The organism is Paraburkholderia sp. RL17-381-BIF-C, from assembly GCF_046026435.1.
Lineage (GTDB): Bacteria > Pseudomonadota > Gammaproteobacteria > Burkholderiales > Burkholderiaceae > Paraburkholderia.
In genome coordinates, this window is sequence record NZ_JARESX010000132.1 from 1 (window position 1) to 10,123 (window position 10,123).

The window sequence follows — 10,123 nt, forward strand, 5'->3', positions numbered from 1 at the left end:
GCGAAGGTGGAAGGGCAGTCTTTCGGCACGGCAACCACGACGCCTCCCGGTCTGAATCTTTTACGGCTTGAGGAGACCCTGTCGGCCGCGCACCTTCGGCTCTCCAACACGTTCGTTGAGCACTTGGACTGGAAGACATGCATCGACCGATACGATCGGCCGCATACGCTGTTTTATCTCGACCCTCCGTACTGGGAGACTGAAGGCTACGGCGTCCCGTTCCACTATGACGAGTACATCGCCATGGCCGCTCGACTACGTACTTTGAATGGGAAGGCGATTATTAGCCTGAACGATCACCCGGCGATCCGCCAGGCCTTCGATGGCTTTCACATTGAAACGGTGGACATCAAGTACACCGTGGGAGGTGGCGGCCGAGAAGCGGCCCGCAAGGAGGTGATCATTTTCAGTTGGGATGACGCTGCGCAGCCGGCAGGCCTTTTCTAGTTGCTGAATGATCGGGGCTTTGAGTCGAGAGTCCCGATACATTTTATAACCTACATTTGCAGTTGGTGTTCGGCATTATCATGGAAAGTCAACAGGAGGTGTCAGCAAAGTAGGCAACGAAATGAAAACACAGATGAAATCATTTGCTGAGCCTACCGATCTTCCGAAAGAACTCGTCGTCATTGCTGTGGCTGCTGATCGCGATGTCGGGAAATACCTGCTGTCTCGCTCACGCAAGAGCAAAGACTCAAGTCAACAGACGACAAAGAAGACGTCTTTTGGTTTCCGCGCAAGCCAACCAAGTCGGGAGATTGGGGTGTCCTATGCACAAAAAACGGCTGTATAGAGCGACGAGGAATTAGATGTTGGAACTATATCGCCATTCGTGGGAATTCATAAAACTTAAAGCGACGATTTCAGCTCCTCGAGGTGAAGATACGCGGGGCATCCTGTCAACGCGGCCACTGATTTGGATAGCAATGGCTCTGAAACATTAATAAGTTGAGAAAGCTCTTTTAGGCTTGGAGAATCGTTCACCGTCTCAACGAAGCAAAAAACGTCGCGGATGCCGTGGATCCGCATTAACTGGACTTTTTCGTCGTCGAAGAGTAAGCACAACTGCGCTTGCGCGATCCAATCGATTACCAGCTCCAGTGTATATGATGTCCGCACCCAGATGACGAGTGGGTTCTCGTGAGCCAATTTTTGGAAATTATCGATATCAAGCTCTCTGATTCTTTCGATCTTGTCAGGTACTAATCCTTGAATGAATATCAATGTCATGTTCAACGGCATCGCGGACTGCGCCGGCCACCGCTGCGAGGGAATCTTCCTCTTCAAATAGTTCCCGATTTGTTCGACTAATTGGTCTATCCATAGCGTTGGATTCCAACCGATAACAAACCCAAGCGCTGCTAGACCCACTGGTACCTCACCCGAATAAAGAAATTTATTCATCGGGAGAGCCTCCACCACGTGCCGAGCAATACCCGAAAAAATGCAGGCAGTGATTATTCTAATAGATAAGAAGTAATAGGTCGCCGGACTTATGTCATCGTTGTTGACTCTATTTATTAACTGAGCGATGGTCCACAAATAAGCCCCAAGGAATGCGATGCTGCCTATCAATACCGTCCCTGACTGATAATTCCTCAAGTCCTTAGGCGCTGACATTGAGGCGAAAGCGCCGCCGAGCACGTAGCTTGGGGTTACGGGACGATCGGGTGCCGAGAAAAATTCGGCACCGAAATAAGTGACCATTGAACAGAATAAAACTACCAGAAGCAGAAAATATACTGGAATTCTGTGCGCTGGACTGATAAAGACGTTGACGTCGCGGCGCTCAAAGTATCGGTGCGCATTTTTCCACAAAGCGGTCGCTTTAGTTGAATCCGACATCTCGCCCAATATATTAATGCTCGTGAGTATTAAACGTCGTTGCAATATTGCTGTTCCGATCACGACCGTGACTAGTAAGAGCACACTGCCGGCAGCTTGCACATGGACGAAGTTCCAGCCAAGTTTCGTTATGTAGTCCATTTCGTCTCCAACGGCGAATCTAATGAGTGAGGCGAATTCCAGCGCAATAGTTGTTTTAATGGAAATGCAGCACTATTTCGATGCCGAAGGATTTTTTTATCCCGACGAATCATAATGATGAAGATGACCGCACGTCATCTCAAAGTCCATATGTCAGGTTGGCTTCATGCGCAGGTGGTATTTAGTTTTTTAGATGGGTGTCAAACAAGGGACCAACCAATTGCAGTGTCAATTGCCTGGGCCAGTACTGCCATCGCAGCATTCCACGCTTTCTGAATCAGTAGATTGGTGAGACCCTCGACAGCAAACAACACGCCGCGGGCAGCGGCCTGATATTGTCCTATCAGAAACTCCGCGTTTACTTCAGTAATCGTACCCTGATTCTTACGCTCCTCGATCTGGCCAGCCACCGTTGAAAGATTTTTGAACTCGTTTTCCGCGTAATCTCTCAGCTTTGGCCAATCATTTCCTGCAGAAGTCTTTGCAGCTTGCAGCATGTTCTGTGCGACTTGTCCCCAGTCCATAATAAATTCTCCTATTTACCGGAAGGTGTTTCGCCGGACTTCTTCGCTAACTCAACGACGAGGATTGACCGAATTAGACTGTCAGATGTTTGACTTAGATTGTTCAGATCGGCCAAGCTAATGGGTTCAGGTAATTGTTGCCGCTCCTCTATTGACATTATCGGTTTGTTCGAATTTGCATTGGATGTGTCGCCTGAAGGCGAGGTTGATTGCACCGGGTATTGAAGGATGGCCGCCTCAAGATTAATAAGCGAATTCGTCGTGATTTGATTGTGGGCAATCGATTCAGATCGCACGATTAAGGTGTCAAGTTGCCCTTGAATTTTGTTATAGTCGCCCGCGGAATAGGTGCTTGCGGGATTATCGCAAATAATTCGCGCTGGGTCCTTGGGCAAAGGACCAGTTCCAGTATGCGCTCGCGTGTCTTGACGCGCGCAATCGCGCATTTTGGAAAATATTTGCGTCAACTCCGTTTTGATATCGGAGACACCTTTATCCGTGTCCGCGTCGTAATCTGATACCAAGTGAATTGCGCATCCCGTCAAAGCGATCGCTGTGATCACAATGGACGGAAAAATGGAAATTTGATTTTTGTTCATTTTCTCTAAGTTTGGTTATTTTTCGGCATCTCAAATTTGTAGTGCAGACTGATTCAGCGTTCAAGATTTTTACTTTAATAAAGTAATGTATTGCGGGCGGTGGCCGCTTGACATTTGAGAGGAAAAGATGCTAGCCGGCGTCTCTCGATTTCGGGCAGATCAATCGCGACAGTGGTCAAGAGCTGACGGTCTGGCGAAACGTCTTGGAAGAATTGAGTATGGTTCGGGGACGGCCAACGCCCTGACGGCGAACCGTGAGGCAATAGCTGCTGGTCACTTGATCTCGCCGGTATTTGGCGAAATATGTTTGATACCAATCGATAATCCACACATCTCACAGGACTTGCGGTCATTCCATCCCCTCCAGGAGAAGGTGATCAAGCAGGACGGAATACACAAGAAAAGCGATATGGTGGTCGGGCACCGTCAATGCTCAGCGACGGGAGCAAAGGATGTGGAATAGAGATCAAAGCACTGGATTTGGTGGTGGACTGTTTTCACGGTCATTCTGTCATGCGTTGATCGCAGCACGCCGGCAAATCATCGGAGCCGCCATGCGTCCAGACCCGCTCTCTACGCGCCGCGAATGACCGCTCTGCAGGGCTTAAAACGCGGAACGCGACCCGCGCTGACCTTTCGTTAGCACCGGCGTAGCGTCAACTTCGAACACTGAAGCCTGTCGTCTGGCCCTCTCCCCAGAGCACGTTCCCACGATACATTGCACACTCCGCGCAGATCCTCTAAGGGGCCAAATCAGCAGGTTGGTTCGAGGTTGTGACTGGGATTGAAGATGCTGCGTATTAGACAAATTTTTTTCAGCAGGAACAGATCCCGCAAGAGGGGCGTCCGGTTGTCTCAAAAGCGACCGCTAACGTGTTCTGTCGTGGATAGTGGTGCTGATACCCCGTAGCCTGCGGTACGGACGCTTTAGTCTTTTGACCGATCCGTCAGGAAACGCTCCAACTGGGCAATTACTTCTTCTACTGCTTTGGCAAATACGGTCAGCGTTTCGGGAATAGCTTGCTGAGCAAGCGAGGTACTTTCGCCGAAGAGCACTGCTATTTGAGGAGTGCCGCGATTCTTGACAGTTAGCACTCCGCGACCGGGCGATCCCACCAGATTCAGCACGCCGCCTTGCTCAACACCTAGCGCGCAGTTATTGAAGCCTATACGGCCGCCGCCTTCCATAACAAGCTCTGCAGTCACGTTCATGAGGTGAACCACGGAGAACGTTGGAATCAGCAGACGGTGCTTATCGTCGATATCCAACGCATCAAGGCTAGCAAGATGCCCGTTTCCGCCTTCAAAATTTCTAATGTGATCAGAAAACAATTCAGTCACATCATCAAACCCTTTGAACAGGCTGGCGCTGTAGGTGGAAACCATCTTGTCGCGGCTTTCCCAGATTCTGAAAGTTGACCATTTCGTAGGTGTAATACCGACAGCTTCAATGAATTCAACGAATGCGAGATCTAAGGCTGCGCGCAGGTTGTGGATAGCGTCGCCGAGAATCATTGACAGCTCCACGGGCGGATGCTGCTTCATCTTGAACTTGAGCGTGCTGTTCTGAGTGTTTTCATCGAAATCGATGCTGAAATCCAAAAAGTCGGTGCCGCAGAATTCACGCACATCTTGCAAAAATTCGTCGGCATGTTTTTTCGCCCGGCTGATCTTACTCCTTGAGGCTTCGAACATTTGATTTCTCCGAATTAGGAATGGTGGTTTTGGTGTGGGGCCGCGACAAGCATAGCCCATTAACTGCGCAAGCCGGTGACAGGTTATGTCTGACGGGCTTTTGCGCGTTGTTTCTCCACGCGTATTGGTATAAATCTTCTTTTGATTGAGTAAATGAACTGGCCAGCCATGGTCAAGAGCAAAAAAGGCCACTTCGACGGGTCCTTTTTTTGTTACGATACCTTTGTTCCAGCGCTATAGTGCCTTATCTGACGGACTTCTCGCTTTCCATGCCCTCTGAACAGGCGCCGCTAGGACCAAGCAAAGTGGCTTTGAGCGGCGCAGTCCGACGCAACTCAGTCGCCCGAGCTAGCCCATTCTACTGTCCCAATCTCGGGCACTGCAGTCAGTCGCGGGTTAGCGCTCTGACTCGTGCTAGGTTGAAGCCGACGTGCGTACCGACCTCAACGAACGGTTCACAGGCTAAACTGTTTTACTGCGTCGATTACCGGCCGTTCCCTGAGGTGATCTTTATTCGATATACTGGTCGTTTGACCATTGGCGGCGCAGAAAAATGAAATCAAGACAAGAGAAAAAGGAAATAAAGGTAAAAGACCGGCGGATGGCGCGCCCACAGATCTTTCACGTAGAGGACGTCAAAAAAACAGTAACTGTTCAACCAATCGAGATTCTCAAGATTGGGGATTGCGAGGTTAGTTTTCCCACACCAAACAATGTCGCCTTATTTTCCAGCATTGCAAGCAAGCAGCTGCAGCAGGCTATCAACATTCATGCTAGCTTGTTTGGAGGAAAGCTAAAAAAATCTAGGATTATTGAAGTTAAGGACGATGATGTGCCGCGTCTATTTAATTATCTGGAATGCATTCAGAGCAGCGTCGTTGCAATTTATACAGCCATAGAGTCATTCTGCAATATCGCAATTCCAGAAAATTACTCGCTTACGGTCAAAAACCAAAAGGGAGTCACCGAGATTTGGGATAAAGCTGCCGTAGAGCGCTGGCACAAGACCAGCGACAAAATATCTACCATTTTGCCAGAAATATTTAAAAGTAAATCGCCGAAGGATCTGATTTTCTGGGCTGATTTTAAAAACCTGGAAACAATCCGAAACGATATCGTCCATCAAAAAACCATAAAGAAAACAACCGAAACCGAGGTTGACGCGCGATTTTTGAAAAAACTTCTTGATCCGGCGGTATTTAATGTCATTAGATCCGGGTTTGAGATAATCAAATTCTTTTGCGAAAAAGACACGTCGCACGCCTACTTTCCCATGGGTTTCTGTGAGGTGCAGTTAAAGCCAATTGTTATAGACAGCTGGCAAGGCAACTTTGAGTTAATTCGAGCTTCTGGCGCGGCAGATGCGTAGATATAGTCGATGAGCTTGCATGCGTCGAACCAGCGGTTCTCCTATCAGAAAAATGTCGCTCGCAAGCTGCGCAACGAAACGAGGTGCGATGCAAGCGGCATAGCTGGCGCAGCTTTGACACTCGGTTGACTATATTGAATGGCGGCATTGCCGAGAAAGGCAGCTGATCGAGTGGCAACTTGACGCAGACGATTAACGGCGGCAGTTGGCCGTGTTTTGCCGGACGAACGCGATCAAGTCGGACTGTGTGTTGGTCGACTGATGCGCTAAACGGGGAGGTTTCGTCTGCTACAGATCTGCTACAGGAGGGGTGACAATCCATAGCTGACAGGCCTTGCGCCTCTCATTCCGCCCCCTGACCCTGAACTAAGGGGCATCAAAGCTCGGCGCTCGCAAAGGTACTGTGCCCCAACGGCCGAATCGATGGCATTGGGATTGATGCACTGCATTATTGGGCCGCCCGATCTTTCGTTTCCAGGCCGCGGTCACTCTACCAGCCGATGGAAATCGTCGACAACGCTCGGTGGGCCGCTGCAATTTGATAGATGACCACTCAGTCCGTAGTAGCATGTGCTGCCCTTCCCTAACCGATTTGCGCCATGAACATAAACTGGATACCTCTATTTGGGGACTTCACTTTCACTCCTGACGGAAGTGTCGTGTTCAACGGTCGTGAGATAACCTACGTTGACGACAAGCAAGTGTCGCATCCGGACGGCGCGGCTGTTGGCTTAGCGCTATGTGACTCGAATTTCCTCGGCGGGACAATTTCGGTCAAAGTTATCGCAGAACAAATTGGTACAAAATTTAACGCATCGATATGCTTGGCTTCCAATCCGGCGGTCAATTCGCAACTGGTAGCTGGGCTGGGCTCGTTCCAAGGTGCAATGTTTTCGGTAACCGCGTTCGATGGAAAACGCTGGATACCCTTCGAAAACGCAAATTCGGGCGCATTGGAAAATATTTCTCCAGACAGAGAGTATGCACTATCAGTCTCGGTGTTTGGTCAAAGAGTGGTGCTTAAGGCAAACGGTGTTCCGGTTGTTGATACGATTTTGCCGAGTACGCTCAATGGCCGACCGATAGGGCTATACGCGCTTTCTAAAGGGAAGGTTACGTTTTCAGATTTCCACGTTTCAGCGCAGAAGCCGAAAGCGTTTGTTGTAATGCAGTTTTCAGCACCGTATAACGAGCTATATGACAGTGTGATAAAGCCGGTATGCCTAGATGAGAAAATCGATGTTATTCGCGTGGATGAGCAATATGGTCCAGGCTTAATAATCCAGGATATTATTCGGCAGATTAATGAGGCCTCGGTCGTGGTCGCGGAAATAACGCCGAGCAATCCAAATGTTTATTACGAGGTTGGGTATGCGCATGCCAAAGGGAAGCCGACTATATTGATAGCTGAGGAGGGCGTCAAATTACCATTCGATCTTTCTCCATTTCGGGTTTTGATGTACAAAAACACCATTGAAGGTAAGAGTAAAGTTGAGGCTGCTTTGCGAGCGCACCTTCAAGCGATTTTCAGGGCAGGTTCCGGAGCCTCAATTAGTTCCGCTTAAAATAGGGCCCCGCCATCGGCAGATTTGGCAGGTTGCACTTTTCCGGGTTGTCACCGGCGACGGAACGAACGACCGCTTGCCGGCCATGAGCGGCCGGTCGACACTGGCATCCCGATCGTTGACAATTACGAAAGTTCCGTTTTGCCTCGACGGCCAATCGGCCGCGAAATTGCTTGTGCATGAAAATCTGGAGTTAAGCCTTGGCCCAAGATATCAAAGTTCTGCCGTCCGAGAAGACGGGTATAAGCAGCCGCGAGAAAGCCGTTGTTGTTTGCGATGGCATTCTCTACTTGAGAATTTTGGGAAGCGCTCATAACTACGAACTCATGACTGCAACAGCCAGTGAGCACATCGGTTTTCCCGTTGTTTGCAACGAGCAGACCCGGCTCATAGCCGCCGCCAATCAATTACGTACAGACCATGGCGGCAATCCAGCGTTCTTTGAAGATCGCGCGGGACGCAAATACGTGAAGATTTGTAAGGCGGACACTATCCTTGAGTTTGAGCCTGTGATCGCCGAGTTTTTTGAAATTTATGACCGATGCGAAGTTTCCGGAGATAACGGAAAAGACGAAATGCGGGAAGTATATGAGGCGATCTCGCCAAGCGACTCCGATGAAGATCTATATCTGAGCGATGGCCTCTGGTTGAGTAGTGACGGCCTTATGAGCGATCGAGGACGGTAACGCGGTATAGATGTTTTTGAGAATCAGAAGCCCGTTGATTGCGTGGTCCCCAATGTGAAGCGCTCAGGACGCGCGATGGCCCGGCATCGGCCACAACCGGTCGTTCGACAATGGCCGGCGGATCGTCGACAATTCTCGCTGGCTCGCGCACGTTCCGAACTAACAAGATTACCGTTTTTTAATCTGCGGCATTTAGGAGGCTTGTATGCCGGCACCCTACATCGGTAGCTGCCTCTGCGGTCAGATCAAGTTTGAGCTCCGGCACGAACCACTCACTTTTTATGTTTGTCATTGCACCACCTGTCAGCGAAGAACAGGCGGTGCTGCGCTGCCCGTGATGTGGGTCCGCCGAGCCGATTTGCATGTCTTGGAAGGTGAGCCGATCATGTTGACCTTTGACTTTGGTCGTGGGCGGCAGCGGCGTAGCAAGGCATGCGCGCGCTGTGACACGCGGCTTTGGGCCGAGCCCGTTGATCAGCCCGATCTGGCGATACTCAGACCAGGCACATTGCAAAACCAAAGCGAATTTTCTCCGATAGCGCACATATTCACCCGTAGCAAACAGCCATGGTTTCTGATTCCAGATGGCATTCCTAGTTTTGAAGGAAGTGTCGGCGAGCAGGAAGAATTGCTTCGCTTATGGCGCGAACGGAACATCGACGAGCGCTAAGGAACCCGGAATTAACGCCGGACGGGCGGTGCTTAGATCGCTTGTCGCCAAATTAGCGAGCCGATCGCCTGTTTCGGCATGATCCAGTCGTCTCGGGCTCAGTCCGGCCAGGAACGGCCGGTCGACACCATCGTTCAGATCGTCGACAATCGCCATGCGATCAGAGCGAATATCGCTTTGAGGAGCCGCTAATGCGATCCTGCCAAAATGTCGTTGCCTAAACTTTTAACCGCGGTAAAAGGAATCAATTGGTAGACCATGGTCGGAATACCCGGAAACTATCCAAAGACCCGCGGACAAAGGATTGCGGGGATAGCAGGCGCTGTGATCGCTTTTGGTTTCATTGCGTACGTCATACTCAAAAGCATCTTTCGATGGTGAAGTGGCAAGGTCCGGCCAGGAAGCGACGTTCGACCGGTTGCCGAAATTGGCGACAATGTGTGCCTGAATGGCTTGCACTTCGCGCTTTGACGACGAAGATACTCGCTTCGTCGGCTTCCATGTGCAGCTAATATTTGAGTTCTCCAGATGAGTCGGAACACGACAGCGCACCGGATGCAGAATGCTATTTGACAACCGGCCAAAGTTTCATCGCCCAACCCCGAGTCCCTACCGGCAGGGGAATCCGCTGAGATATACGAGGGGAATCGTCACGTTGATAGCTAAGGGGCTGGTCGGCGTAGGGGCGATCATTTTGTTAGTAATTAGTGCCGTTGCAGGGCCGGGGGCCGAGTTCCCAAAGTCGAGAAAGGGATGGTTCGCCTTTGTTGCTTTTCTCCTCGTAAGCAGCGCCCTATTGTTGATGGCAATCTGGTACAGGAACCAATTTCTTAATCGGTAGATGCCCTGTCGTTTGCTATCAAACCAGAGTTTTTGTGAGCGCAGTAGTCCTCACGCTGATCGAGTGAACGACTGCTTTCCGGCTATGGGACCGTCCCTTCAGGGTCGACAGCGGACGGATAGGAAATTGATCGGCGTAGTCTATGGCGTAGGCCGTTGCGCAAAGGCTTATCTGGCGGGGGGGAGGTG

At 50.3% G+C, this 10,123-nt stretch carries 10 protein-coding genes; 6 read left to right on the forward strand and 4 right to left on the reverse strand.

What is annotated here, in order from left to right:
* The coding region (locus P0D70_RS35490; protein WP_459252450.1) for a DNA adenine methylase at positions 1–447 on the forward strand (447 nt) is incomplete at its 5' end.
* A 121-nt stretch (positions 448–568) separates the two neighbouring features.
* Complete coding sequence (locus P0D70_RS35495; protein ID WP_408187949.1) at positions 569–793, forward strand: hypothetical protein; 225 nt, start codon at positions 569–571, stop codon at positions 791–793.
* 56 nt (positions 794–849) lie between these two features.
* Here P0D70_RS35495 and P0D70_RS35500 read toward each other — a convergent pair whose 3' ends face one another.
* From P0D70_RS35500 to P0D70_RS35515, 4 genes are all read right to left on the reverse strand, one after another.
* Entirely contained in the window at positions 850–1,986 is a 1,137-nt protein-coding gene (locus tag P0D70_RS35500) for a hypothetical protein (RefSeq protein ID WP_408187950.1), read from the reverse strand.
* Positions 1,987–2,186: 200 nt separating this feature from the next.
* Positions 2,187–2,510: a hypothetical protein gene (locus P0D70_RS35505; protein ID WP_408187951.1), complete on the reverse strand. Its 324-nt coding sequence runs from the start codon at positions 2,508–2,510 to the stop codon at positions 2,187–2,189.
* An 11-nt stretch (positions 2,511–2,521) separates the two neighbouring features.
* The gene (locus P0D70_RS35510; protein WP_408187952.1) at positions 2,522–3,109 is read right to left on the reverse strand and encodes a hypothetical protein; all 588 of its coding nucleotides are present in this window, start codon (positions 3,107–3,109) and stop codon (positions 2,522–2,524) included.
* 927 nt (positions 3,110–4,036) lie between these two features.
* Positions 4,037–4,804: a hypothetical protein gene (locus tag P0D70_RS35515; protein WP_408187953.1), complete on the reverse strand. Its 768-nt coding sequence runs from the start codon at positions 4,802–4,804 to the stop codon at positions 4,037–4,039.
* 553 nt (positions 4,805–5,357) lie between these two features.
* On the opposite strand from P0D70_RS35515, the gene P0D70_RS35520 reads away from it, so the two are divergent.
* The 4 genes from P0D70_RS35520 (at position 5,358) to P0D70_RS35535 (ending at position 9,094) form a co-directional block, all read left to right on the forward strand.
* Positions 5,358–6,173 carry a hypothetical protein gene (locus P0D70_RS35520; protein ID WP_408187954.1) on the forward strand — a complete coding sequence of 272 codons (816 nt, stop codon included), beginning with the start codon at positions 5,358–5,360 and terminating at the stop codon, positions 6,171–6,173.
* 659 nt (positions 6,174–6,832) lie between these two features.
* Positions 6,833–7,738, forward strand: a complete 906-nt coding sequence (locus P0D70_RS35525; RefSeq protein ID WP_408187955.1) for a hypothetical protein — start codon at positions 6,833–6,835, stop codon at positions 7,736–7,738.
* A gap of 200 nt (positions 7,739–7,938) precedes the next feature.
* A complete protein-coding gene (locus P0D70_RS35530) occupies positions 7,939–8,424 on the forward strand; it encodes a hypothetical protein (RefSeq protein ID WP_408187956.1) in 486 nt (161 codons plus the stop codon).
* A gap of 205 nt (positions 8,425–8,629) precedes the next feature.
* Positions 8,630–9,094, forward strand: a complete 465-nt coding sequence (locus tag P0D70_RS35535) for a GFA family protein (protein WP_114200365.1) — start codon at positions 8,630–8,632, stop codon at positions 9,092–9,094.
* Positions 9,095–10,123: the final 1,029 nt, after the last annotated feature.

What these genes read in the sequence shown, in the direction of transcription:
- P0D70_RS35520 (WP_408187954.1), top strand. Translation starts at nt 5,358, where the DNA reads ATGAAATCAAGACAAGAGAAAAAGGAAATAAAGGTAAAAGACCGGCGG.
- P0D70_RS35535 (WP_114200365.1), top strand. Translation starts at nt 8,630, where the DNA reads ATGCCGGCACCCTACATCGGTAGCTGCCTCTGCGGTCAGATCAAGTTT.
- P0D70_RS35510 (WP_408187952.1), bottom strand. Translation starts at nt 3,109, where the DNA reads ATGAACAAAAATCAAATTTCCATTTTTCCGTCCATTGTGATCACAGCG.
- P0D70_RS35515 (WP_408187953.1), bottom strand. Translation starts at nt 4,804, where the DNA reads ATGTTCGAAGCCTCAAGGAGTAAGATCAGCCGGGCGAAAAAACATGCC.
- P0D70_RS35505 (WP_408187951.1), bottom strand. Translation starts at nt 2,510, where the DNA reads ATGGACTGGGGACAAGTCGCACAGAACATGCTGCAAGCTGCAAAGACT.
- P0D70_RS35495 (WP_408187949.1), top strand. Translation starts at nt 569, where the DNA reads ATGAAAACACAGATGAAATCATTTGCTGAGCCTACCGATCTTCCGAAA.
- P0D70_RS35500 (WP_408187950.1), bottom strand. Translation starts at nt 1,986, where the DNA reads ATGGACTACATAACGAAACTTGGCTGGAACTTCGTCCATGTGCAAGCT.